Source organism: Streptomyces sp. M41(2017) (genome assembly GCF_002078175.1).
GTDB lineage: Bacteria > Actinomycetota > Actinomycetes > Streptomycetales > Streptomycetaceae > Streptomyces.
Genome location: NZ_MWFK01000001.1, coordinates 4674341 through 4698344 on the forward strand (window position 1 = coordinate 4674341; position 24004 = coordinate 4698344).

At 71.5% G+C, this 24004-nt stretch carries 18 protein-coding genes and 1 tRNA gene; 13 read left to right on the forward strand and 6 right to left on the reverse strand.

The window, feature by feature from the left end; genetic code table 11:
- Nucleotides 1–81 precede the first annotated feature (81 nt).
- Nucleotides 82–1053, reverse strand: coding sequence for a 2-dehydropantoate 2-reductase (locus B0675_RS20400; RefSeq protein ID WP_081220247.1), 972 nt, complete (start codon nucleotides 1051–1053; stop codon nucleotides 82–84).
- A gap of 278 nt (nucleotides 1054–1331) precedes the next feature.
- Between B0675_RS20400 and B0675_RS20405 the strand changes: the two genes are divergently transcribed.
- The 9 genes from B0675_RS20405 to B0675_RS20445 all read left to right on the forward strand — a co-directional run bounded on the left by B0675_RS20405 (nucleotide 1332) and on the right by B0675_RS20445 (nucleotide 12290).
- Nucleotides 1332–2663 carry an OFA family MFS transporter gene (locus B0675_RS20405; RefSeq protein WP_081221905.1) on the forward strand — a complete coding sequence of 444 codons (1332 nt, stop codon included), beginning with the start codon at nucleotides 1332–1334 and terminating at the stop codon, nucleotides 2661–2663.
- A gap of 240 nt (nucleotides 2664–2903) precedes the next feature.
- Nucleotides 2904–3851, forward strand: a complete 948-nt coding sequence (locus B0675_RS20410; RefSeq protein ID WP_081220248.1) for a beta-ketoacyl-ACP synthase III — start codon at nucleotides 2904–2906, stop codon at nucleotides 3849–3851.
- 178 nt (nucleotides 3852–4029) lie between these two features.
- The gene (locus B0675_RS20415) at nucleotides 4030–4704 is read left to right on the forward strand and encodes a GntR family transcriptional regulator (RefSeq protein WP_081220249.1); all 675 of its coding nucleotides are present in this window, start codon (nucleotides 4030–4032) and stop codon (nucleotides 4702–4704) included.
- A gap of 240 nt (nucleotides 4705–4944) precedes the next feature.
- Entirely contained in the window at nucleotides 4945–6126 is a 1182-nt protein-coding gene (locus B0675_RS20420) for an ROK family transcriptional regulator (RefSeq protein WP_081220250.1), read from the forward strand.
- A gap of 148 nt (nucleotides 6127–6274) precedes the next feature.
- Nucleotides 6275–7813 (forward strand): sugar ABC transporter ATP-binding protein, encoded by a 1539-nt coding sequence (locus B0675_RS20425; protein ID WP_081220251.1) that lies wholly within the window; start codon nucleotides 6275–6277, stop codon nucleotides 7811–7813.
- Nucleotides 7810–8829, forward strand: coding sequence for an ABC transporter permease (locus tag B0675_RS20430; protein ID WP_081220252.1), 1020 nt, complete (start codon nucleotides 7810–7812; stop codon nucleotides 8827–8829). Before B0675_RS20425 ends, B0675_RS20430 begins: the two co-directional genes overlap by 4 nt.
- A gap of 20 nt (nucleotides 8830–8849) precedes the next feature.
- Nucleotides 8850–9899, forward strand: coding sequence for a substrate-binding domain-containing protein (locus tag B0675_RS20435; protein WP_081220253.1), 1050 nt, complete (start codon nucleotides 8850–8852; stop codon nucleotides 9897–9899).
- 80 nt (nucleotides 9900–9979) lie between these two features.
- Complete coding sequence (locus B0675_RS20440; RefSeq protein WP_081220254.1) at nucleotides 9980–11275, forward strand: Gfo/Idh/MocA family oxidoreductase; 1296 nt, start codon at nucleotides 9980–9982, stop codon at nucleotides 11273–11275.
- 10 nt (nucleotides 11276–11285) lie between these two features.
- Entirely contained in the window at nucleotides 11286–12290 is a 1005-nt protein-coding gene (locus B0675_RS20445) for a sugar phosphate isomerase/epimerase family protein (RefSeq protein ID WP_081220255.1), read from the forward strand.
- Between the two features lie 123 nt (nucleotides 12291–12413).
- On the opposite strand, the gene B0675_RS20450 is transcribed toward B0675_RS20445, so the two are convergent.
- The 3 genes from B0675_RS20450 to frc all read right to left on the reverse strand — a co-directional run bounded on the left by B0675_RS20450 (nucleotide 12414) and on the right by frc (nucleotide 16605).
- Nucleotides 12414–13820: an OFA family MFS transporter gene (locus B0675_RS20450; protein WP_081220256.1), complete on the reverse strand. Its 1407-nt coding sequence runs from the start codon at nucleotides 13818–13820 to the stop codon at nucleotides 12414–12416.
- Nucleotides 13820–15208 (reverse strand): OFA family MFS transporter, encoded by a 1389-nt coding sequence (locus tag B0675_RS20455; protein ID WP_081220257.1) that lies wholly within the window; start codon nucleotides 15206–15208, stop codon nucleotides 13820–13822. Before B0675_RS20455 ends, B0675_RS20450 begins: the two co-directional genes overlap by 1 nt.
- 164 nt (nucleotides 15209–15372) lie before the next feature.
- Nucleotides 15373–16605: a formyl-CoA transferase gene (gene frc / locus B0675_RS20460; protein ID WP_081220258.1), complete on the reverse strand. Its 1233-nt coding sequence runs from the start codon at nucleotides 16603–16605 to the stop codon at nucleotides 15373–15375.
- A 168-nt stretch (nucleotides 16606–16773) separates the two neighbouring features.
- Between frc and sucC the strand changes: the two genes are divergently transcribed.
- The 3 genes from sucC to B0675_RS20475 all read left to right on the forward strand — a co-directional run bounded on the left by sucC (nucleotide 16774) and on the right by B0675_RS20475 (nucleotide 20583).
- On the forward strand, nucleotides 16774–17904 hold the full coding sequence (gene sucC, locus B0675_RS20465) for an ADP-forming succinate--CoA ligase subunit beta (protein WP_081220259.1): 1131 nt from the start codon (nucleotides 16774–16776) through the stop codon (nucleotides 17902–17904).
- An 11-nt stretch (nucleotides 17905–17915) separates the two neighbouring features.
- On the forward strand, nucleotides 17916–18842 hold the full coding sequence (gene sucD / locus B0675_RS20470) for a succinate--CoA ligase subunit alpha (protein WP_081220260.1): 927 nt from the start codon (nucleotides 17916–17918) through the stop codon (nucleotides 18840–18842).
- 169 nt (nucleotides 18843–19011) lie between these two features.
- A complete protein-coding gene (locus tag B0675_RS20475; RefSeq protein WP_081220261.1) occupies nucleotides 19012–20583 on the forward strand; it encodes an aldehyde dehydrogenase family protein in 1572 nt (523 codons plus the stop codon).
- Nucleotides 20584–20633: 50 nt separating this feature from the next.
- On the opposite strand, the gene B0675_RS20480 is transcribed toward B0675_RS20475, so the two are convergent.
- Nucleotides 20634–21965 carry a DUF2254 domain-containing protein gene (locus B0675_RS20480; RefSeq protein WP_107482687.1) on the reverse strand — a complete coding sequence of 444 codons (1332 nt, stop codon included), beginning with the start codon at nucleotides 21963–21965 and terminating at the stop codon, nucleotides 20634–20636.
- A 142-nt stretch (nucleotides 21966–22107) separates the two neighbouring features.
- Here B0675_RS20480 and B0675_RS20485 point away from each other — a divergent pair.
- Nucleotides 22108–22192, forward strand: a tRNA-Leu gene (locus tag B0675_RS20485).
- 85 nt (nucleotides 22193–22277) lie between these two features.
- Here B0675_RS20485 and B0675_RS20490 read toward each other — a convergent pair.
- Nucleotides 22278–23948 carry an alpha-amylase family glycosyl hydrolase gene (locus tag B0675_RS20490; RefSeq protein WP_081220262.1) on the reverse strand — a complete coding sequence of 557 codons (1671 nt, stop codon included), beginning with the start codon at nucleotides 23946–23948 and terminating at the stop codon, nucleotides 22278–22280.
- Between the last annotated feature and the right edge of the window lie 56 nt (nucleotides 23949–24004).

Consider the following 24004-nt stretch of genomic DNA (forward strand, 5'->3'; position numbering starts at 1 on the left):
ACCGGGTGACCGTCAGACCCTCATTGTCCTGCACGGACGGAGCGGACCGCATGCCGCCCGGCCCCGCGGCCCGCTCCGCGCTCACGCCGCCGTCCGCAGCGCGAGCAGATCCGAGATGGCGTGGACGGTGCGCAGGGTCGGCACCGGCACCCCGGTGATCTCGGCCAGTTCCACGACGGCCGCGAGCAGCACGTCGAGCTCCAGTGGTTTGCCGCGCTCCAGGTCCTGGAGCGTGGAGGTGCGGTGGTCCCCGACCCGCTCGGCGCCCGCGAGGCGCCGCTCGATGGACACCCCCACCTCGCAGCCGAGGGCCTCGGCGACGCTCAGCGTCTCGGTCATCATGATCTCGATGACCCTGCGCGTCCCGCCGTGCAGGCACATCTGCCGCATCGTGGCGCGGGCGAGTGCGCTGATCGGGTTGAAGGAGATGTTGCCGAGCAGCTTGAGCCAGATGTCGTTGCGCAGATCCGGCTCGACCGGGCACTTCAGCCCGCCCTCCCGCATCGCGTCGCCGAAGGCCCGGCACCGCGCGGAGACGGACCGGTCCGGCTCCCCGATGGAGAACCGGGTGCCTTCGAGGTGGCGGACGACGCCGGGCCCCTCCAGCTCCGTCGCGGCGTACACGACGCAGCCGACGGCCCGCTCCGGCGCGAGCACCGCACTGACCGCGCCGCCGGGGTCCACGCTCTCCACACGGTGACCGTCGTGGGGCCCGCCGTGCCGGTGGAAGTACCACCAGGGAATGCCGTTCTGGGCGGCGATCACCGCCGTGGTGTCGTGCAGCAGCGGCTCGATGAGCGGCCCGCACGCCGCGTACGAGTTGGCCTTGAGGCCGAGGAAGACGTAGTCGACCGGACCGATCTCGGCCGGGTCGTCGGTGGCATGGGCCCGGGCGGTGAAGTCGCCGCGCGGACTGATGACTTGGACGCCGTGCTGCCTCATGGCCGCGAGATGCGGTCCACGGGCCACCAGATGCACGTCGGCGCCCGCCCGGTGCAGCGCGGCGCCGACGTAGGCGCCGATCGCACCGGCGCCGAGAACTGCGACTCTCACTGTGTGGCGCTCCGTTCGGTCGAGGGTACCGAGGAACTTCCGAACTCTGTCGACGAAATATTGTCTACAGGATGGAATGAGTGGCGGCAAGGGATTCGACAAGCACCGGGCACAGGAGGGGAATCGGCCACGTGCCCGACCCGGCCGGTGCCGGCGGGCCCGCCCGGCGCGCCTCCGCGACCGTTCGTCGCGTCAGGAGGACCGCTCGTCGCACGCGTCCCGACGGTTTGCGTCACGCGGGTTCCCAGCCGGGCAACCGCTTCCTATCGTTCCGGATCATGAGCCCCCCTGTCGCACCCCCCGGCTGGAGCCGCTGGCTCGTCCCGCCGGCCGCCCTCTCGGTCCATCTCTCCATCGGCCAGGCCTACGCCTGGAGCGTCTTCAAGCCGCCCCTCGAATCCTCGCTCGGCCTCAGCGGGACCGAGAGCGCGCTGCCCTTCCAGCTCGGCATCGTGATGCTCGGTCTGTCCGCCGCGTTCGGCGGCACGCTCGTCGAGCGCAACGGCCCGCGCTGGGCGATGACCGTCGCCCTCGTCTGCTTCTCCTCAGGCTTCCTGATCTCCGCGCTCGGCGCCGCCACCGAGCAGTACTGGCTGATCGTGTTCGGCTACGGATTCGTCGGCGGGACAGGCCTCGGCATCGGCTACATATCCCCGGTGTCCACCCTGATCAAGTGGTTCCCCGACCGGCCCGGCATGGCCACCGGCATCGCGATCATGGGCTTCGGCGGCGGCGCGCTGATCGCCTCGCCCTGGTCCGCCCAGATGCTGAAGTCCTTCGGGTCGGACTCCTCCGGCATCGCCCTCGCCTTCCTCGTGCACGGCCTCGCGTACGCCGTGTTCATGACGCTCGGTGTCCTGCTGGTGCGCGTCCCGCGCGGCGAGCGCCCGGTCGCGTCCGGGCCGAGCGCGCTCGACGGCGTCCAGGTCTCGGCGCGCAGCGCGGTGCGCACCCCGCAGTTCTGGTTCCTGTGGATCGTGCTCTGCATGAACGTGACGGCGGGCATCGGCATCCTGGAGAAGGCCGCCCCGATGATCACGGACTTCTTCGCCGGCACCTCCACCCCCGTGTCCGTCTCCGCGGCCGCCGGGTTCGTCGCCCTGCTGTCCGCCGCCAACATGGCCGGCCGGATCGGCTGGTCCTCGACCTCCGACCTGATCGGGCGCAAGAACATCTACCGCGTCTACCTCGGCGTCGGCGCGCTCATGTACGCGCTCATCGCCTGGTTCGGGGACTCCTCCAAGCCGCTGTTCATCGTCGGCGCCCTGGTGATCCTCTCCTTCTACGGCGGGGGCTTCGCCACCGTCCCGGCCTACCTCAAGGACCTCTTCGGCACCTACCAGGTGGGGGCGATCCACGGGCGGCTGCTCACCGCCTGGTCCACGGCCGGTGTGCTCGGACCGCTCATCGTCAACCGGATCGCGGACCACCAGGAGGCGGCGGGCAAGCACGGCTCGGACCTCTACGGCATGTCGTTCCTGATCATGATCGGGCTGCTGGTCGTAGGCTTCGTCGCCAACGAGTTCGTGCGCCCCGTCCACCCCCGTCACCACGTCCCCGCACCGAGGGAGGCAGCCGATGTCGCACGACAGCAGCCCGAGTCCGCCTGACCGCCGACCGCTCATCGCCTTCGCCTGGCTCTGGGTGGGCGCCCCCCTGTGCTACGGCGTCTACGAGCTGGTACAGAAAGTGACACAACTGTTCAGTGGGTGAGTGTTCGGGCGTCCGAGAGTCTGACAGAAGCCGACAAGCCTGGCGCCCAGATCCTGTGGCATCACCTGCCGTCGTACCCGTGAGTCACTGATCAGACTGGTGGATCCCGCTACCCAAGGCAACGAGGGGGACCACTCATGAACGGCTCACGGATCGCCGCCGTCGGCCATTACCAGCCCGCCAAGATCCTCACCAACGAGGACCTGGCGGGCCTGGTCGACACCAGTGACGAGTGGATCAGGAGCCGGGTCGGCATCCGGACGCGGCACATCGCCGGGCCCGACGAGCCGGTCGACGAGCTGGCCGCGCACGCCGCCGCCAAGGCGCTCGCCTCCGCCGGACTGACGCCGGGCGACATCGACCTGGTGCTCGTCGCCACCTCCACCGCCGTCGACCGCTCCCCGAACATGGCCGCCCGGGTCGCCGCCCGGCTCGGCATCCCCTCCCCGGCCGCCATGGACGTCAACGTCGTCTGCGCCGGCTTCACGCACGCCCTCGCCACCGCCGACCACGCCGTGCGCGCCGGTGCCGCGACCCGGGCGCTGGTCATCGGCGCCGACAGGATGTCCGAGGTGACGGACTGGACCGACCGCACCACCTGCGTGCTGGTCGGGGACGGTGCGGGCGCCGCCGTCGTCGAGGCCTCGGCGCCGGGCGCGGAGCCCGGCATCGGCCCGGTGCTGTGGGGCTCGGTGCCCGAGATGGGGCACGCGGTCCGCATCGAGGGCACCCCCGCGCGCTTCGCGCAGGAGGGCCAGAGCGTCTACCGCTGGGCGACCACCCAGCTCCCGCCGATCGCCCGCAAGGCCTGCGAACGCGCGGGCCTCACCCCCGAGGACCTCGCCGGGGTGGTCCTGCACCAGGCGAACCTGCGCATCATCGAACCGCTCGCGCAGAAGATCGGCGCCGTCAACGCCGTCGTCGCGCGGGACGTCGTCGAGTCCGGCAACACCTCGGCCGCGAGCATCCCGCTCGCCTTCTCCAAGCTCGTCGAGCGCGGGGAGATCTCCACGGGCGACCCCGTGCTGCTGTTCGGCTTCGGCGGCAACCTCTCGTACGCGGGACAGGTCGTCCGCTGCCCCTGACGGCTCCCACCGACCGGACCGGGCCGCCGACGGGCCCCGGCCGGGATCCGTACCCACCCCGTGTGACAGGCCCAACTCCCGTGCCCGCGCCGCTTTGTGCGCCGTAGACTGTAGGCGAAAGACAATTCATAATTGACTTTCCCTATCGCGGCGACGGCGCTGCCCAGGAGGGACCGTGATGTTGTCGGCAGGACTGCCTCAGGGAGCGGTACCCAAGCTCGAACGGCCCGGCCCACTGCGCGACCGTGTGTACGAGGCGCTGCTCGAACTCATCACCACCCGGGCCCTCCAGCCGGGCCAGCACCTCGTCGAGAGCGAACTCGCCGGTCACCTCGGGGTGTCCCGGCAGCCGGTGCGGGAGGCGCTGCAGCGGCTGAGCACGGAGGGCTGGGTCGATCTGCGGCCCGCCCAGGGCGCGTTCGTGCACGAGCCGACCGAGGAGGAGGCCGACCAGCTCCTCACGGTGCGCACTCTCCTGGAGGCCGAGGCGGCCCGGCTCGCCGCCGGCAACGCGGGCGGCGACGCGATCGGCGCGCTGGAGGACCTGTGCGCGCAGGGCGAGCGAGCGGTGGCCGCCGACGACGTGGACGCCGCGGTCGCGCTGAACGCCCGGCTGCACGCCAAGGTCATGGAACTCGCCGGCAACGCGGTGCTCGCCGAACTCGCCGCACAGGTCGACCGCCGGGTCCGCTGGTACTACACGCCGGTCGCCCGGCAGCGCGGCCGGCAGTCCTGGATCGAGCACCGCGAGCTGATCGCCGCGATCGCGGGCGGCGACGGACAGCGCGCCACCGCGGTCATGCGGGCCCACACGGAGCACACCCGGAAGATGTACCACGAGCGTCCGAAGTGACCCGCTGAGCACCTGAGCCGACCGGCCTGCCGACCGTCCGCGGCACCCCCGCCGACGGTCCGCGGCACGCCCGCGCGCCCGGCTTTGTCCACGGAGTGGAGAAAGTAGGTGCCGATTGCTGCGCTACTTCTTCCCCCCTCCGGCAGCCGCTGCTACGTTCCCCTCGAAAGCGCGACCGGTGCGGGTGGCCGGAAACCGACGGACGCAGGCCGGTGGGGCGGGGAGGGGCTCGTGAGACGGATGACGGCACGACCCGCGAACGCCCATCAGGCCCGGCTGCTGCGGCTGTTGCGTGACGGCGGCCCCAACTCCCGTGCGCAGCTCGGCGATCAGGTCGACCTCTCCCGGTCGAAACTGGCCGTCGAGGTGGACCGGCTCCTGGGGACCGGACTCGTCGTGGCCGACGGCCTCGCCGCCTCACGCGGCGGTCGCCGCTCCCACAACATCCGGCTCGCGCCGGCGCTGCGCCTCCTGGGCGTCGACATCGGGGCGACCTCGGTCGACGTGGCCGTCACCAACGCCGAACTGGAGATCCTCGGGCACCTCAACCAGCCCATGGACGTCCGCGAGGGCCCGGTCGCTGTCTTCGAGCAAGTCCTCGCCATGGCGGCGAAGTTGAAGGCGTCGGGGCTCGCGGAGGGGTTCGACGGCGCCGGCATCGGCGTCCCCGGACCCGTCCGCTTCCCCGAAGGCGTACCGGTCGCCCCGCCGATCATGCCCGGCTGGGACGGGTTCCCGGTCCGCGAGGCACTCAGCCAGGAACTCGGCTGCCCGGTCATGGTCGACAACGACGTGAACCTGATGGCGATGGGGGAGCAGCACGCGGGCGTCGCCCGCTCCGTGGGCGACTTCCTCTGCGTCAAGATCGGCACCGGCATCGGCTGCGGCATCGTCGTCGGCGGAGAGGTGCACCGCGGGGCGACGGGCAGCGCGGGGGACATCGGGCACATCCAGGCCGTGCCCGGCGGACGATCGTGCGCCTGCGGCAACCGGGGCTGCCTGGAGGCCCACTTCAGCGGCGCCGCGCTCGCGCGCGACGCCGTGGACGCCGCCCACCAGGGACGCTCGGCCGAACTCGCCGCGCGGCTGGAGGCGAACGGCGGCCTCACCGCCGTCGACGTCGCCGCCGCGGCCGCGGCGGGCGACGCCACCGCGCTCGACCTGATCCGGGAGGGCGGCAACCGCACCGGCCAGGTGATCGCCGCACTCGTCAGCTTCTTCAATCCGGGCCTGGTGGTGATCGGCGGCGGGGTGACGGGCCTCGGCCACACCCTGCTCGCCGCGATCCGCACCCAGGTCTACCGCCAGTCGCTCCCGCTCGCGACCGGCAACCTGCCCATCGTCCTCGGAGAGCTGGGTCCGACCGCCGGAGTCATCGGCGGAGCCCGGCTGATCAGCGACCACCTGTTCTCACCCGCGTAACCCGCACAGTTCACCTCACCTCACCTCACCTCACCGCACCTCGTCACGGTCCACCGGCACGACGCCCGGCTCCGCCGTGTCCGAAAACAGCTCGCCTGAACGCGCACCACCCGGCAACCGGCCCGCACGCCTGCCAAGGGGAACCGTCATGGCACCCGAACCACCACTGCTCACCATGTCCGGCATCACCAAGTCGTTCCCCGGCGTCCGGGCCCTCGACGGCGTCGACCTCGACGTGCAGGCCGGCGAGGTCCACTGTCTGCTCGGCCAGAACGGCGCCGGGAAGTCCACCCTCATCAAGGTCCTGGCCGGCGCCCACCAGCCCGACGACGGCACCATCGGCTGGCGGGGCGAACCCGTCACCCTCCGGTCCCCGATCGCCGCGATGCGCCTCGGCATCGCCACCATCTACCAGGAACTCGACCTGGTGGAAGGCCTGTCGGTCGCGGAGAACGTCCATCTCGGACACGAACTCACCACCGCCGGATTCGTCGTGCGCGGGAAGGCCGCCAAGGCGTCGACAACCGCGCTGCTCCACCGGCTCGGGCACCCGGAGATCGATCCGGGGCGCCTCGTCGGCGACCTGTCGGCGGCCCAGCAGCAGATCGTCTCCATGGCCCGCGCGCTCTCCCACGACGTACGGCTGATCGTCATGGACGAACCGTCCGCCGCCCTCGACCCCGACGAGGTCGACAACCTCTTCCGCATCGTCGGCGACCTGACCCGCGCCGGCGTCGCCGTCGTGTACATCTCGCACCGGCTGGAGGAGATCCGCCGCATCGGCGACCGGGTCACCGTGCTGAAGGACGGGCGGGCGGTCGCGGGCGGACTGCCCGCCCGGTCCACCCCGACCCGCGAGGTCGTGGCCCTGATGACCGGCCGCAACGTCGAGTACGTCTTCCCCGACCGGCCCGCCGGATCGCCGGCGGCCGACCCCGTCCTCACCGTCCGGGGCCTCTCCCGTCAGGGTGAGTTCGCTCCCCTCGACCTCGACGTCCGCCCCGGCGAGATCGTCGGCCTCGCGGGACTCGTCGGCTCCGGACGCTCCGAGATCCTGGAGACGATCTACGGGGCGCGCAGACCCACCACCGGCCGGGTCGCCGTCGCGGGCAGGCCACTGCGCACCGGGAGCGTGCGGGCGGCCGTACGCGCCGGGCTCGGCCTCGCCCCCGAGGAACGCAAGGCCCAGGCCCTGCTGATGCTGGAGTCCGTCACCCGCAACGTGTCCGTGTCGTCCATGTCCCGCTACGCGCACGCCGGCTGGATCGACCGGCGGGCCGAGCGCGGCGCGGCACGGGCGGCGACCCGGGAACTCTCGCTGCGCCCCGACAACCCGTCCGCGCCGGTGCGCACCCTGTCCGGCGGGAACCAGCAGAAGGCCGTGCTCGCCCGCTGGCTGCTGCGCGGCTGCCGGGTCCTGCTCCTGGACGAACCCACCCGCGGGGTCGACGTCGGCGCCCGCGCCGAGCTGTACGCCGTCGTCCGGCGGCTCGCCGACGAGGGACTCGCCGTCCTCATGGTCTCCAGCGAGGTGCCCGAGGTGCTCGGGCTCGCCGACCGGGTCCTCGTGCTCCGCGAGGGCCGCGTCGTCCACGAGGCACCGGCCACGGAACTGGACGAACACCGCGTACTCGACCTCGTCATGGAAGGAAGCCCTGTGGCCAGTGAAGGGAGCCCGGCGTCATGACGCAGCACGTGTCCCCGCCCCGGGAAGGCGCCGGCAAGGCGCCCTCGACGGGTGAACTCCCGGTGTGGCGAACGGCGGTGGCCCGCGCCGACGTCCGCACCCTCTCGCTCCTCGGTGTCCTCGCGGTCCTCGTCGTCATCGGAGGGGTGACCCGGCCCGACGAGTTCCTCGACACCCGCAACCTCCAGCTCGTCCTCACCCAGGCCTCGGTGATCGGCGTCGTCACCGTCGGCATGACCTTCGTCATCACCTCCGGCGGCATCGACCTGTCGGTCGGCGCGATCGTCGCCCTGTCCTCGGTGTGGGCCACCACGGTCGCGACGCAGGAGTACGGCTTCGCGGGCATCCTCTTCACCGCGGTGCTCGTCGGTGTGGGCTGCGGCCTCGTCAACGGACTGCTCGTCGCGTACGGCGGGATGGTGCCCTTCATCGCCACCCTCGCCATGCTCGCCTCGGCCCGCGGTCTCGCGCTCCAGATCACCGACGGCAGGACCCAGATCGTGTCGGTGGACGGCGTCCTCCGACTCGGCGAACGCGACGCGTACGTGCTGGGCGTTCCGCCGCTGGTCCTCGTCTTCGCCGTCGTCACCGTCATCGGCTGGCTGATCCTGAACCGCACCACCTTCGGCCGCCGCACCGTCGCCGTCGGCGGCAACGCGGAGGCCGCCCGCCTCGCCGGCATCGACGTTCGACGCCAGCGGCTCTACCTCTACCTGCTGTCCGGACTGTGCTGCGGCATCGCCGCGTTCCTGCTGATCGTCCTGTCCGGCTCCGGCCAGAACACCAACGGCAACCTGTACGAACTCGACGCCATCGCGGCCGCGATCATCGGCGGCACCCTGCTCAGCGGAGGCCGCGGCACCATCACCGGCTCCGTGCTGGGCGTCCTCATCTTCACGACGATCACCAACATCTTCGCGCTGAACAACCTCCAGAGCGACGTCCAGCAGATCGCCAAGGGCGCGATCATCGTCGCCGCGGTCCTGGTCCAGCGGCGCACAGCAAGCACGACCTGACACGGGAAGGGTCCACCGCCATGCCAGAACCCACGAGTCTGACCAGCCGCAGAGGACTGCTCTTCGGCACCGCCGCCGTCTCGGCCGGCGTCCTCCTCACCGGCTGCACCAGCAACGACACCAAGGACGAGAAGCCGGCCGCGAACGACCGGCCGGCCGCCGACGACAAGCCCGGCAAGCACGTCACCATCGGCTTCGCCGGGCCGCAGGCGGACCACGGCTGGCTGAACGCCATCAACGACAACGCCAAGAGCCGCGCCAAGAAGTACGCGGACGTCAGTCTGGAGATCACCGAGGGCTCCAACGACACCGCCGCGCAGATCGGCCAGATCGAGACACTGATCAACAAGAAGGTCGACGTCCTGGTCGTGCTGCCCGCCGACGGCAAGGCGCTCACCCAGGTCGGCCTCAAGGCGATGCGCGCGGGCATCCCCGTCATCAACCTCGACCGGATCTTCAACTCGCCCCAGGCGTACCGCTGCTGGATCGGCGGCGACAACTACGGCATGGGGCTCAGCGCCGGCCACTACATCGGGGAGAAGCTCAAGGGCAAGAGCGACGCCCGGGTCATCGAGCTGGCCGGGATCGACAACCTGGAGCTGACCAAACAACGCACCCAAGGATTCGACGCGGCGCTGAAGAACTACCCGAACATCAAGAAGGTCGCCCGCCAGGCAGCCGAGTTCACCGTCGAGACCGGCCAGGCCAAGATGGCCCAACTCCTGCAGGCACAACCGAAGTTCGACGCGCTGTGGAACCACGACGACGACCAGGGCGTGGGCGCCCTGCGGGCCATCGAGCAGGCGGGACGGGACGGCTTCCTGATGGTCGGCGGCGCCGGCGCGCTCTCCGCATTCCAGGCCATCGAGGCCGACGACAGTGTCCTGAAGGCCACCGTCCTGTACCCGCCGACGATGGCCGCCTCCGCGATCGACCTCGCCCGCACCCTCGGCCAGGGCAAGGGCGTCGGAGGGCTGGCCGAGTTCGAGATCCCCGCCTCGCTCACCCTCTACTCCGCCGTCGTCGACAAGGACAACGTCAAGCAGTACATGCCCACCGGCTTCAAGTGAGCCGCCCCCGTTCCAGGGGCCCGGCACGGGGGTCCGGGCCCCTTCCCGCACCGCGCGACGACGACGAGGAGGACATCCGTATGGGACAGCCGCACCGGGGTGACGAGGCCGCGAAGCCCCCATTGCGTGTCGGCATGGTCGGCTACGCGTTCATGGGCGCCGCCCACTCGCAGGGCTGGCGCACCGCGGGCCGCGTCTTCGACCTGCCGCTGCGCCCCGTGCTCGCCGCGGTCTGCGGCCGGGACGGGGCGGCGGTGCGGGCGATGGCCGACCGGCACGGCTGGGCGGCGGCCGAGACGGACTGGCGTGCGCTGATCGCCCGGGACGACGTCGACCTCGTCGACATCTGCACCCCCGGCGACAGGCACGCCGAGATCGCGGTCGCCGCGCTGGCGGCGGGCAAGCACGTGCTGTGCGAGAAGCCCCTCGCGAACACGGTCGCCGAGGCGGAGACGATGGCCGCGGCGGCCGCGACGGCCCTCGAACACGGCCGGCTGTCCATGGTCGGCTTCAACTACCGCAGGCTGCCCGCCACGGCGCTCGCCCGCTCCATGGTCGCCGAGGGCCGCCTCGGAGCCCTCCGGCACGTACGGGTGACCTACCTCCAGGACTGGCTGGTCGACCCGGACTTCCCGCTCACCTGGCGGCTCCGCAAGGAGGTGGCCGGCTCGGGGGCGCTCGGGGACCTCGGCGCCCACATCATCGACCTCGCCCAGTTCCTGGCGGGCGAACCGCTCGGCGGCGTGTCCGCGCTCACCGAGACGTTCGTGCGCAGCCGGCCGTGGCCCACGGGAGCGTCCAGCGGCCTGTCGGCCGTGCCGGAACCGGGCGGACCGGCGGGCGGCACCGGGGCGGCGGCCGCGGGTTCCGTACCCGGGACCGCCGCGGACGCGGCAGCCGTGGGCAGCGTCCACGGGCCCGGTCCGGGAGCCGTCACCGTCGACGACGCCGCGCTGTTCACCGCCCGCTTCGCCTCCGGCGCCCTCGCCTCCTTCGAGGCCTCCCGCTTCGCCACCGGACGCAAGAACGCCCTGCGCATCGAACTCAACGGAGAGCGCGGCTCGTTGGCCTTCGACCTGGAGCGCCTCAACGAACTCTCCTACCACGACCACACCGAGCCCGCCACGCACGCCGGCTTCCGCCGCATCCTGGTCACCGAGCCCGACCACCCCTACCTCGACGCCTGGTGGCCGCCGGGCCACGGCCTCGGCTACGAGCACACCTTCGTGCACCAGGCCCGTGACCTGGTCCTGGCCGTCGCCGAAGGTCGTCCGCCCACCCCGTCCTTCGCCGACGGTCTCCAGGTGCAGCGCGTCCTCGCCGCGGTCGAGGAGAGCGCCGAGAAGAACTCCGTCTACACCCCCATCGCGGTCTGAGGAGGCCCCAATGCCGCGCACCTTCACGCTGTTCACCGGCCAGTGGGCCGACCTGCCCCTCGAAGCGGTCTGCCGCCTGGCCCGCGACTTCGGCTACGACGGCCTCGAACTCGCCTGCTGGGGAGACCACTTCGAGGTCGACAAGGCGCTCGCCGACCCGGCCTACGTCGACTCCCGGCGCGCCCTGCTCGACAAGTACGGGCTGACCTGCCGGGCCATCTCCAACCACCTCGTCGGGCAGGCCGTCTGCGACGCCGTCATCGACGAACGCCACCGGGCCATCCTGCCCGCCCGCGTCTGGGGCGACGGCGAGGCGGAGGGCGTACGGCAGCGGGCCGCCGCCGAGATCGCCGACACCGCCCGGGCGGCCGCCACGCTCGGCGTCGACACCGTCATCGGCTTCACCGGCTCGGCGATCTGGCACCTCGTCGCGATGTTCCCGCCCGTCCCCGAGTCGATGATCGAGCGCGGCTACGAGGACTTCGCGACCCGCTGGAACCCGGTCCTCGACGTCTTCGACGCCGAGGGCGTCCGGTTCGCCCACGAGGTCCACCCCGGCGAGATCGCGTACGACTACTGGACCACCCACCGGGCCCTGGCCGCCGTCGACCACCGGCCGGCCTTCGGCCTCAACTTCGACCCGTCCCACTTCGTGTGGCAGGACCTCGACCCGGTCGGTTTCCTCCACGACTTCCGCGACCGGATCTACCACGTCGACTGCAAGGAGGCACGCAAGCGCCTCGACGGCCGCAACGGCCGCCTCGGCTCCCATCTGCCCTGGGGCGACCCGCGCCGCGGCTGGGACTTCGTCTCCGCGGGCCACGGCGACGTCCCCTGGGAGGACGTCTTCCGCATGCTGCGCTCCATCGGCTACACGGGACCGATATCGGTCGAGTGGGAGGACGCCGGGATGGACCGGCTCCAGGGCGCGCCCGAGGCGCTGAAGCGCCTGAAGGCCTACGACTTCGACCCGCCGTCGGCATCCTTCGACGCGGCCTTCGGAGGCAACGGCTAGACGGGCGAGGGCGGTTGCCCGTCCACCGGCGTTCCGCCGGGAGCGCGACGTGAGGGGCCCTCCCGCCGGTACGGCCGGGAGGGCCCCTCACCTGTCGGGCCGCCCCGGTGCGGGCGGCCGTCCTCAGCCCACCGGTTGCGGCTGGGGCGACGAGGTGTCCGCCGTGCTGCGTCCCGGCTGCCTCAGCAGCAGGGCGATCGCGGCCGCCACCATGGAGATCCCGCCCGCCAGCGCGTACGCGCCGTTGTAGCCCCACGCCGCGACCACCATCGAGCCGAGACCACCGCCGAACAGACCGCTGATCAGCTTGCCGCTGTACACCAGGCCGTAGTTGGTGGCGTTGTAGTTCTCGCCGAAGTAGTCCGGGGTCAACGCCGCGAACATCGGATAGAACGCGCCGCCGCCGAACCCGGAGAGGAAGGCGAAGAACAGGAACAGCGCCTCGCTGTGGATGTCACCGGCCCAGATCACGCCGAACTGCGCGAGCCCGAGGACCACGATGACGAACACCAGGGACTGCTTGCGGCCCCAGGTGTCGGACAGCCAGCCCACCACACCCCGGCCGACGCCGTTGATGACCGCCATCACGCCCATCGACGACGCCGCCACCAACGGGCCGAAGCCCACCTCCTTCGCGAAGTCGACCTGGAAGGAGATGCCGAAGATCGACACGCCCGCGGTCATCACCAGCGCGACCCACATCAGGGGGAGCATCCCGGTCCTGATGGCCTCCTTGGGCGTGTACTGCTTCACCGCCGGAGGGTTCTTCGCGAGGCTCGCGGCCCCCTTCGCGCTGCCGCCGTACGTCAGCGGATCGATGTCCGCCGGCCACCAGTTCTTCGGCGGGTCCTTGAAGAAGAACGCGGAGACGAACACCACGACCATCACGTAGACCCCGATGAGGTCGAGCACCCGGTGGTAGTTGGCCGTGTCGAAGGCGTAGTTGAAGATGAAGATGAACGGCAGCGACCCATAGGCGAAGCCGCCGTTCACGAACCCCGTCTTCGCGCCCCGACGTTCGGGGAACCACTTGCCGACCATGTTGATGCAGGTCGCGTACACCAGCCCGGAACCGAGCCCGCCGATCACGCCGAAGCCGAGGATGGCCAGCAGCACGTTGCCGAGGTGCGACAGGGCGAGGAAGCCGATCGCGCACATCACCGAGCCCACGTACATCGCCCTGCGGGCCGTGAGGATGCCCTTCTCCCGCAGCCAGCCCGCCGGGAACGCGATGCCCGCCTGGAAGAACACCCAGACGCTCAGGATCCAGAAGGTGTTGCTCTGCGTCCAGCCGTGCGCGTGCGACAGGGTGTCCTCGGCCGAGCCGAAGGCGTACTCGAAGACACTGATCGCCATCATGGCCGCCCACGGCAGGTACACCATGAACTTCCGTGAGTGGCCGAGGATGTCCCGGTCGCTCTCGCCGATCCGGTAGACCCGGCCCCGGGGGTCGGTGACCTCCCGGTAGGCACGCCGGGGGGTGCCGGAGTCGTCCGGCCGGTCCTTCGCCGCCATGGGTTCCGCCGTCATCACGCCATCTCCTCGCCGAGCGGGTGCGGATTGGGAACGATGCTCCGGGCCTGCGGTCGGTCCGGCGCCTTGAGGAACAGAGCCAGTACGGCGGACGCCAGTCCGACGGACCCGGCCAGCACGAAGGCCCCGTGGTAGTCCCACGCGCCCACGACGACCGCGCCCATCCCGGAACCCACCAGGCCCGAGATCAGCTTCGAGCTGTAGACCATGCCGTAGTTGGACGCGTTGTTGTTCTCACCGAAGTAGTCCGCCGTCATCGCCGCGAACAGCGGGAAGATCGCGCCGCCGCCGAAGCCGGAGACCATGGAGCAGAACAGGAAGAACGGCATGCTGCCCATCTGGCCGGAGATCAGCACCCCGAACTGTGCGGTGCCCAGCACCAGACACACGATGATCAGCGTGTGCCGGCGGCCGGCCCGGTCGGAGATCCAGCCGATCACGCCGCGCCCGGTGCCGTTGACGATGGCCTTCAGGGACATCGCCGTGGCCACGATCCCGCCCGCGAAGCCCATGTCCTTGCCGAACGGCACCTGGAAGGCGATGCCGAAGATGTTGATCCCGGCCGTGCACAGCAGACAGAACCACATCATCCACAGAACGGGGGTACGCGCCGCCTCCCTCGGGGTGTACTGCTTCACGGCGGGCGGGTTCTTCTTCAGCGCCCGGCGGATCTTCGGGTCGTCCGACACCTTCAGCGGATCCACGTGCGCCGGCCACCAGCCCTTCGGCGGGTCCTTGAAGAACCAGCCGGCCACCGCGACGATCGCGCAGCACAGCAGACCGACGCCCACCAGCACGCCCCGGTAGTTGCCCAGGTCCATGTACGAGGTGAACAGGAACACGAAGGGCACGGACCCGTAGGCGAAACCGCCGTTGACGAAGCCCGTCTTGCCGCCCTTGCGCTCCGGATACCACTTGCCGACCATGTTCACGCAGGTCGCGTAGACGAGACCGGCCCCGATGCCGCTGCACACGCCGAAGCCGAGATAGGCGATCGCCACATGGGGCGCGAACGCCAGCGCCAGATAGCCGAGCAGCGTGCCCAGCGCCCCCAGCAGCATCGCCGTACGGGCCGGCAGCCGCCCGCTCTCGCGCAGCTGCCCGGCGGGGAAGGCCACGGCCGCCTGGAAGAAGATCCAGACGCCCATCAGCCAGAAGATGTGTCCGCTGCTCCACAGATGCGCGTCGTGCAGCGTGTCCTCCGCCGAGGTGAACGCGTACTCGGCGGAACTGATGCCCATCATGCCCGCCCAGGGCAGGAGGACCATCCACTTGCGTGTGCGGCCCATGATGTCGACGTCGGACTCGCCGACGCGGTACACCCGGCCGCCCGGATCCGTCACCTCTTGGTAGGGGACGGAGGTCGAATAGTCGGTGGTTGTCATGTCGGTCCAGCACCCCTTGCGTCGAAAGATCTGGTCAGCGCCCCCTGCCAAATGCCTTTCGTGCGCTCACGGGTCCCGGGGCCGGCCGACGCGCACCGTCGGCCGTCCCCGCGCACACTCATGTCATCGACGCGCCCCCCAACAGCAGGTACGGACAGGCCATCTCAGATCACCCCGGTGGACTGGAGCAGCCGCAGTTCCTCGTCGCCCAGGCCGAGTTCGCCGACGTAGATCTCCGCGTTGTGCTCACCGAGGAGCGGGGAGGCGGTGATCTCGACGGGGGAGTCGGAGAGCTTCAGCGGGTTGCCGACGGTGACGTAGGACCCGCGCTCGGGATGCTCGACCTCGACGACCATCTCGTTGGCGGCGAGGGAGGAGTCCTCGATGATCTCCCGGGTGGACAGGATCGGCCCGCACGGGATGTTCTCGGCGTTGAGCCGTTCCAGCACCTCCCACTTGGGCAGGGTGCTGGTCCACTCCTCGATGAGCTGGAACATCTTGGCCAGCTTCGGCAGCCGGGCCTGCGGGGTGGACCACTCGGGGTCGTCGGCGAGTTCGGGCCGGCCGATCAGCCGGGTCAGCGGCTGCCAGCCGGCCGGCTGGACGATGACGTACACGTAGTCGTTGGGCCCGCCGGGCGCGCAGCGTACGGCCCAGCCGGGCTGTCCGCCGCCGGAGGCGTTCCCGGACCGGGGCACCTCGTCCCCGAAGTCCTCGTTCGGATACTCGGCGAGCGGTCCGTGCGCGAGGCGCTGCTGGTCGCGCAGTTTGACCCGGCAGAGGTTCAGGACGGCGTGCTGCATCGCGACGTTGACGCGCTGCCCGCGGCCGGTGCGGGTGCGCTGCAGCAGGGCCGCGAGGACGGCGGCGACGGCGTGGATGCCGGTGCCGGAGTCCCCGATCTGCGCGCCGGTCGCCATCGGCGGGCCGTCCTCGAAGCCGGTGGTGGCCATGGACCCGCCCATGGCCTGCGCGACCACCTCGTAGGCCTTGAAGGCGGTGTACGGACCGTCCCCGAAGCCCTTGATGGACGCGTAGACGATCCGCGGGTTGATCTCGCGGATCCGGTCCCAGGTGAAGCCCATCCGGTCGACGGCGCCGGGGCCGAAGTTCTCCACCATGACGTCCGAGCGGCGGATCAGCTCGGTCAGGAGCTGCTTGCCGCGCTCCGTCTTGGTGTTGAGCGTGATGCTGCGCTTGTTGCTGTTGAGCATCGTGAAGTAGAGGGAGTCGGCGTCCGGGATGTCCCGCAGCTGGGTGCGGGTGATGTCCCCGGCCGGCGCTTCCAGCTTGACCACGTCGGCGCCGAGCCACGCCATCAACTGGGTCGCCGAGGGACCGGACTGAACGTGTGTCATGTCGAGCACGCGGATGCCTTCGAGAGCCTTGGTCGTCACAGGTCACCTCACTTGTCCGTTGCCTTGGGCCGCCCATGGTGCCGCCGGTGGTCGGACCCCACCCGGCACATTGCATACAGTCGACGAATACTGTATGAAGATTGTTATCCCGCATCCGCTGGGTGATGTCCAGAGGTCGCGCACCACTTTCAGGACAGGAGCGGAAACATGGACCTGTACGAGCACCAGGCGCGGGAACTCCTCGCGGAACACGGCATCTCGGTGCCACCCGCCGGCATCACGGACTCGCCGCGGGAGGCCCGCGCCATCGCCCGCCGGCTCGGCGGACCGGCCGTCATCAAGGCACAGGTCAGGGCCGGCGGGCGCGGCAAGGCCGGCGGCGTCCGGTTCGCGGCCGACACGGCCGAGGCGGAGCTGATGACCCGGCGGATCCTCGGCACGGACATCAAGGGACACCCCGTCCGCACCGTGATGCTGGCCCGACCCGTCGACATCGACGCCGAGTTCTACGTCGCGTACGTCCTCGACCGCACCCGCGGACAGTTCCTCGCCGTCCTCTCCACCGAGGGCGGCACGGACATCGAGGAGGTGGCCGCGACCCGGCCCGAGGCGGTGACCCGCGTCCCCGTCGACCCGGCGGAGGGCGTCACCCCGGCGAAGGCGGCCGGCATCGTCCGGGCGGCCGGACTCCCCGCGCGGGCCGCCGACGTCCTCGTACGCCTCTGGCACGTGCTCGTCCGCGAGGACGCCCTCCTCGTCGAGGTGAACCCCCTCGCCCTCACCGCCCAGGGCAGGCTCACGGCCCTCGACGCCAAGATCACCCTCGACGACAACGCAGGCTTCCGCCGGGCCCGGAGGGGCGAGGGGGGCGCCCCGCACGACGACCCCCTGGAGGCGTCCGCCGCGGCCAGAGGACTCACCTACGTGAAACTGGACGGCGAGGTCGGCGTCATCGGCAACGGCGCGGGCCTCGTCATGTCCACCCTCGACGTGATCGCGGGCTGCGGCGCCCGCCCGGCGAACTTCCTCGACATCGGCGGCGGAGCCTCCGCCCGGGTCATGTCCGACGGCCTCTCCGTCGTCCTGCCCGACCCGGACGTCAAAGCCGTCCTCGTCAACGTCTTCGGCGGCATCACCGCCTGCGACGCCGTCGCCGACGGCATCGTGGCGGCCCTCGACACCCTGCGGCCCACCAAGCCGATCGTCGTCCGGCTCGACGGCAACAACGCCGCACGCGGCCACACCGTCCTCGACGACCGCGCGCACCCGCTCGTGCACCGGGCCACCACCATGGACGACGCCGCCCGCCGCGCCGCCCACCTCGCCAACACCACCTGAAGGAGCGGGACATGGCCGTCTTCCTCACCAAGGAGTCCAAAGTCCTCGTGCAGGGCATGACCGGAGCCGAGGGCATGCGGCACACCCGCCGCATGCTCGCGGCCGGCACCGACGTCGTCGGCGGCGTCAACCCCCGCAAGGCGGGCCGGACCGTCCGCTTCGACGTCCCCCAGAACCCCGCGGGCCTCGGCACCGCGCACCGGTCCGTCCCCGTCTTCGGGTCGGTGCGCGAGGGCGTCGAGGCGACCGGGGCGGACGTCAGCGTCGTCTTCGTGCCGCCCGCCTTCGCCAGGGCCGCCGTCGAGGAGGCGGCCGACGCCGGCACCGGCCTCGTCGTCGTCATCACCGAAGGCATCCCCGTCCACGACGCGGTCGCCTTCCGCGCCCACGCCGCCGAACGGGGCACCCGCGTCGTCGGCCCCAACTGCCCCGGCCTGATCACCCCCGGACAGTCCAACGCGGGCATCATCCCCGCCGACATCGCCGGACCGGGACCCATCGGCCTGGTCTCCAAGTCCGGCACCCTCACCTACCAGCTCATGCACGAGCTGCGGGACATCGGCTTCTCCACCTGCGTGGGCATCGGCGGAGACCCCGTCGTCGGCACCAGCCACATCGACTGCCTCGCCGCCTTCCAGGACGACCCCGACACCGAACTCGTCGTCCTCATCGGGGAGATCGGCGGCGACGCCGAGGAACGGGCAGCCGCCTTCGTCCGCGACCACGTCACCAAACCCGTCGTCGGCTACGTCGCCGGATTCACCGCCCCCGAGGGCAGGACCATGGGCCACGCGGGCGCCATCGTCTCCGGCTCCTCGGGCACCGCCCGGGCCAAGAAGGAGGCACTGGAGGCCGCCGGCATACCCGTCGGCGGCACCCCGACCGAGACGGCCCGGCTGGTCCGCGCCCGGCTCGGCAACCCCGCCCGGCCCGCCTGACCCGACGTGACCTCACTCATAGTCGATGTGAGGTGACTCCCGGAAACCGCGCCACCTCACTACCTTCCCCTTACCCGGCGCGACGCCTGTTCGCGCCGGCCCGGGCGACCCGCCGCAGGGCGGACGCCGGGCCCCCGCCCCCGACTGTGCACCGAGAGCGGAGACACCCATGACGACCCTCGACCCCACCCCCGCGGAAGCCCGCGACCCCCTCGTCCTCAAGTCCGGAACGTCCTGGACCGACGCCTGGCGGCGCTGCCTCACCGTCGCCCCCGAGGCCTTCCGCGACGACCGTGTCCTCAACCTCTGGAACGCCGCCTGGCAGGCGGACGGCCGGAGCCTGCCCGCCACCAGCCCCGTCGACGGCGCACCCATCGCCGGCCCGCCCCGCCTCGACGGCGCCACCGCCCGGCAGGCCGTCGGCGCGGCGCTCGACCAGCACCGCGCCTGGCGCCACGTCCCGCTCGCGGAGCGCCGCGCCCGCGTCGCCGCAACCCTCGACGCCCTCACCGAACACCGCGAACTCCTCGCCCTCCTCCTCGTCTGGGAGATCGGCAAGCCCTGGCGACTCGCCCAGGCCGACGTGGACCGGGCGATCGACGGCGTGCGCTGGTACGTCGACGGCATCGAGCCCATGCTCGACGGCCGGACACCGCTCGACGGACCGGTCTCCAACATCGCCAGCTGGAACTACCCGATGAGCGTCCTCGTCCACGCGATGCTGGTGCAGGCCCTGGCCGGCAACGCGGTCATCGCCAAGACCCCCACCGACGGCGGCGTCTCCTGCCTCACCCTCGCCTGCGCGCTCGCGGCCCGCGAAGGGGTCCCCGTCACCCTGGTCAGCGGCAGCGGCGGCGAACTGTCGGAGGCACTCGTGCGCGCGCCCGAGATCGGCTGCGTCTCCTTCGTCGGCGGACGCGACACCGGCGCCGCCGTCGCCACCGCCGTCGCCGACCTCGGCAAGCGCCACGTCCTCGAACAGGAGGGACTCAACACCTGGGGCATCTGGAACCACACCGACTGGGACGCGCTGACCGCCGTCGTCCCCAAACTCTTCGACTACGGCAAGCAGCGCTGCACGGCCTACCCGCGGTTCGTCGTCCAGCGCTCCCTCTTCGACGACTTCCTCACCGCGTACCTCCCCGCCGTCCGCACCCTGCGGACCGGCCACCCCCTCGCCGTCGAGCACCCCGACGACCCCTGCCCCTCGCTCGACTTCGGCCCGGTCATCAACGCGGCCAAGGCCAAGGAACTCCACGACCAGGTCGCCGAGGCCATCGACCGGGGCGCCGTCCCGCTGCACCGCGGCAACCCGGCCGACGCGCGCTTCCTGCCCGGCCAGGACACCTCGGCGTACGTCCAGCCCGTCACCCTCCTCAACCCGCCGCCGTCCTCCCCGCTGCACCACGCGGAACCCTTCGGCCCGGTCGACACCATCGTCCTGGTCGACACCGAGGCCGAGCTGCTCGCCGCCATGAACGCCTCGAACGGCGCGCTGGTCGCCACCCTGTCCACGGACGACGAGGCGACGTACGACCGACTCGCCCCGCAGATCCGCGCCTTCAAGGTCGGCCACGGCAGGCCCCGCTCGCGCGGCGACCGCGACGAACTGTTCGGCGGCTTCGGCGCGTCGTGGCGCGGCGCGTTCGTCGGCGGGGAACTCCTGGTCCGCGCGGTCACCCAGGGCCCGCCCGGGGAACGGCTCCCCGGCAACTTCCCGGACCACCACCTGATGCCGTGAGGCGAGGGGCGGCGCCCGGCCCGGGCGCCGCCCCGTCCGCGGCGGGCCCGCTACGCGATGCCCTGCCGGTCCGGCCGCAGCGCGAAGGCGCGGTCCGACGGTTCGGCGACGGAGAGCTGCACGGCCTCCACCAGCAGGGCGCGGTGCCGCAGCAGCGGCTCCCGGCGCTCCTCCGGGGCGACGAGCAGCAGGTCGTCGAGGCCGGCCATGAGACGCCGCGTCACCTGCGGACTGCCCACCGCGCACGCCCGGATCTCCGCGAACGCGAGATCGACCAGTTCCGTCCACCCGGGCACCGGCTGCACCAGGCGCACCGCCCCGCGCCGGTCGCGGTGGAGCGCCGTGTCGAGGGGCCGGCGCACGACGGCGGACAGGAACTGCACGATGCGGTCGATCGCCTGCACGGCGGTGGTCGGGTCGTTCACCGCCGCCGACAGCGCCCGCAGTCCGATGTCGGCGAGCTGCCGCAGCCCGAACGAGAAGTCCTGATGGAAGGTCCGCTCCACCCCGACGTTCACCGTGTAGCTCAGCGACCGCCGCGAGGGGGCGGGCCCTCCGTGCACGGCGAGCAGCGGGGTGCCGGGGACGACGAAGTCCCCGATCCGGGGGATCAGCCGCAGGACGACGTCCTGCTGCCGCGCGGTCCGCACCAGCCGGGCGATGTTCACGTCCCGCAGCACCCCGGCCCGTCCCTGATGGGCGACCCGCGCGGTCTCCGGCCCGAGGGCGTCCTCCTCGCCGGTCGAACGGACCACCGGCATCCGCCCGACGAGCTTGAACGCGTCCCGGGTGATGTGGTCGATGACATGGCTGATGCGCATGAGCCGCAGCGTCTGGTTCACGTACAGCACGAAGAGCAGCAGGCTCAGCCCCAGCATCAGGAGCGTCAGCACCGACTGCACCAGCGGGACCGAGGTCACCAGCCGTGCCTCGGTGTTCGACTCGTAGGAGGTGAGCACGAGGAGCGACAGCAGGAACGTCGCGAGGAACACCGCGAACGTCGCCTTGGTGATCCGGCTCCGTACGAAGATGCGCACCACCCGCGGGCTGAACTGCCCGCTCGCCATCTGCACGGCGACCAGCGAGATGCTGAAGACCACGCCGATGAAGGTCATCATCGCCGAGCTGACCGACGTCACCACGGTCTTGGTGTCCTCGGCCAGCCGCAGCAGGTTGTCGAGCGTGTCGTAGTCCCGCGACCGCTGGAGCGACTCGACGATCGCGGTGTCGAGCGCGCCGGCCACCGTCCACACCACGAAGACCAGCACCATGGCCGCGGTGGGCGCGAACCAGAACGTGTCCCGCAGATGCTCCCGCAACGGCGACAGCGCTCGCGGCCGACGCCCCTCGGGCAAGCCCCCGGTAGTCATCCAGTCACCCATGGTGAGACTGTAGGCGCACCCCCGTCCGACCGCGCGGACCCGCTCCGGAGGCCCGGATATGCAGGTGAAGGGCACTCCGAAAGCTTGGTATTGTTGTCCATGTCGCCGCGGGGAAGACCCCCGTCCAGGCGGCAGACACCTCGTCCGGGTGGCGGAATGGCAGACGCGCTAGCTTGAGGTGCTAGTGCCCTTTAACGGGCGTGGGGGTTCAAGTCCCCCCTCGGACACAGAAATCATCATCGATGGTGCAGACCGGAACCGGTCTGCACCATCGGTGTTTTCCCGGGGCGTTTCACCCCCGGTGTCCCCGTTTCAGGAAGTGGCCCCCCGCTCCCACGACCACACCGTCGTGTCCCCCGGCACCGTCACCCGTCCCTCCGCGTCCTCCTCCAGGGGGCCGCTGGCCAGGACCACCTCCGTGTCCCGGGGGAGGGGCTGCGGGGTGGGGGACAGGTTGGTCAGGCAGTGGAAGCCGTCCTGGCGGGTGAAGCTCAGGACGTCGGCCGCCGACTCGGTCCACGTCAGGGTCTCGGGGAGACGGGTCAGCCGGGTCCGGCGCAGGGACAGGGCCGTGCGGTAGAGGTTCAGGACCGAGTCCGGGTCGTCCTGCTGGGCGGCCACGGCGAGGCCGTCCCAGTCGGCGGGCTGGGGGAGCCAGGGGGTGGCCGCCGCGCCCGCGGGGGAGAAGCCGAGCGACGGGCCCTCGGCGGTCCAGGGCAGCGGGACACGGCAGCCGTCGCGGCCCCGGTCGGTGCCGCCGGAGCGGGTGAACGTGGGGTCCTGGAGAAGCTCGTCGGGCAGGTCCTGCACCTCGGGCAGGCCGAGTTCGTCGCCCTGGTAGACGTACACCCCGCCGGGCAGGGCCAGGGTGAGGAGCGCCGCGGCACGGGCCCGGCGGCGGCCCAGTCCGGTGTCGCTGGGGTCCAGCAGCCGCTTGTCGGACATGTCGAACGACGTGTCCTCGCGGCCGTAGCGGGTGACGTGCCGGATGGTGTCGTGGTTGGCCAGCACCCAGGTCGGCGGGGCGCCGACCGGCGCGTGCGCGGCGAGCGTGCGCTCGACCACCTCGCGCAGCACCCGCGCGTCCCAGGGAGCGCACAGGATCTCGAAGTTGAAGGCCGAGTGCAGCTCGTCGGGGCGCAGATAGCGGGCGAACTGTTCGGCGGTGGGCAGCCACACCTCGCCGACGAAGGTGCGCTCCCCGTCGTAGGCGTCGAGGATCTTGCGCCAGGAGCGGTAGACCTCGTGGACGTCGTCGACGTCCTGGTACGGCAGGTCCGTCGGGTCGGGGGCGGGGCCGACGTCCGGCAGGCCGGGCTTCTTGGCCAGGCCGTGCGCGACGTCGATGCGGAAGCCGTCCACGCCGCGGCGCAGCCAGAAGTGCAGGATGTCCTCGAACTCGGCCCGCACCGCGGGGTGTTCCCAGTTCAGATCGGGCTGCTGCGGCGCGAACATGTGCAGGTACCAGTCGCCGGGTGTGCCGTCGGCCTCGACGACGCGGGTCCAGGCGGGCCCGCCGAAGTACGACTGCCAGTCGTTCGGCGGGAGTTCGCCGTGCGCGCCGCGGCCGGGCATGAACCAGAAGCGGTCGCGCGCCGGTGCCTGCGGGCCCCCGGCGAGTGCCTCCCGGAACCAGGGGTGGCGGTCGGAGCAGTGGTTGGGCACGAGGTCGACGATGACGCGCAGGCCCTGCGCGTGCGCCTCGGTGATGAGGGACTCGGCCTCGGCGAGGGTCCCGAAGACGGGGTCGATGTCCCGGTAGTCGGCGACGTCGTAGCCGCCGTCGGCCATGGGGGAGACGTACCAGGGGGTGAACCACAGGGCGTCCACGCCGAGTTCGCGCAGATACGGCAGCCGGTCCCGGGCGCCGGCCAGATCGCCGACGCCGTCGCCGTTGCCGTCGGCGAAGCTGCGGACGTAGATCTGGTAGATCGCGGCGTGTCGCCACCAGGGGGCGGCGGTACGAGGCGCGCGCTCGGTCACGTGGACTCCTTTACGTTGCTTGCTGCGTGTGCCGGGTGGAGCTGGGCGGGCCCGGC

Excerpts from the sequence above, each read along its gene's own strand:
- B0675_RS20475 (WP_081220261.1), top strand. The coding sequence starts at position 19,012 with ATGACGACCCTCGACCCCACCCCCGCGGAAGCCCGCGACCCCCTCGTC.
- B0675_RS20410 (WP_081220248.1), top strand. The coding sequence starts at position 2,904 with ATGAACGGCTCACGGATCGCCGCCGTCGGCCATTACCAGCCCGCCAAG.
- B0675_RS20425 (WP_081220251.1), top strand. The coding sequence starts at position 6,275 with ATGGCACCCGAACCACCACTGCTCACCATGTCCGGCATCACCAAGTCG.
- B0675_RS20405 (WP_081221905.1), top strand. The coding sequence starts at position 1,332 with ATGAGCCCCCCTGTCGCACCCCCCGGCTGGAGCCGCTGGCTCGTCCCG.
- B0675_RS20445 (WP_081220255.1), top strand. The coding sequence starts at position 11,286 with ATGCCGCGCACCTTCACGCTGTTCACCGGCCAGTGGGCCGACCTGCCC.
- B0675_RS20440 (WP_081220254.1), top strand. The coding sequence starts at position 9,980 with ATGGGACAGCCGCACCGGGGTGACGAGGCCGCGAAGCCCCCATTGCGT.
- sucC (WP_081220259.1), top strand. The coding sequence starts at position 16,774 with ATGGACCTGTACGAGCACCAGGCGCGGGAACTCCTCGCGGAACACGGC.
- B0675_RS20450 (WP_081220256.1), bottom strand. The coding sequence starts at position 13,820 with ATGACGGCGGAACCCATGGCGGCGAAGGACCGGCCGGACGACTCCGGC.
- B0675_RS20455 (WP_081220257.1), bottom strand. The coding sequence starts at position 15,208 with ATGACAACCACCGACTATTCGACCTCCGTCCCCTACCAAGAGGTGACG.
- B0675_RS20480 (WP_107482687.1), bottom strand. The coding sequence starts at position 21,965 with ATGGGTGACTGGATGACTACCGGGGGCTTGCCCGAGGGGCGTCGGCCG.
- B0675_RS20415 (WP_081220249.1), top strand. The coding sequence starts at position 4,030 with ATGTTGTCGGCAGGACTGCCTCAGGGAGCGGTACCCAAGCTCGAACGG.
- B0675_RS20430 (WP_081220252.1), top strand. The coding sequence starts at position 7,810 with ATGACGCAGCACGTGTCCCCGCCCCGGGAAGGCGCCGGCAAGGCGCCC.
- B0675_RS20420 (WP_081220250.1), top strand. The coding sequence starts at position 4,945 with ATGACGGCACGACCCGCGAACGCCCATCAGGCCCGGCTGCTGCGGCTG.
- sucD (WP_081220260.1), top strand. The coding sequence starts at position 17,916 with ATGGCCGTCTTCCTCACCAAGGAGTCCAAAGTCCTCGTGCAGGGCATG.
- B0675_RS20435 (WP_081220253.1), top strand. The coding sequence starts at position 8,850 with ATGCCAGAACCCACGAGTCTGACCAGCCGCAGAGGACTGCTCTTCGGC.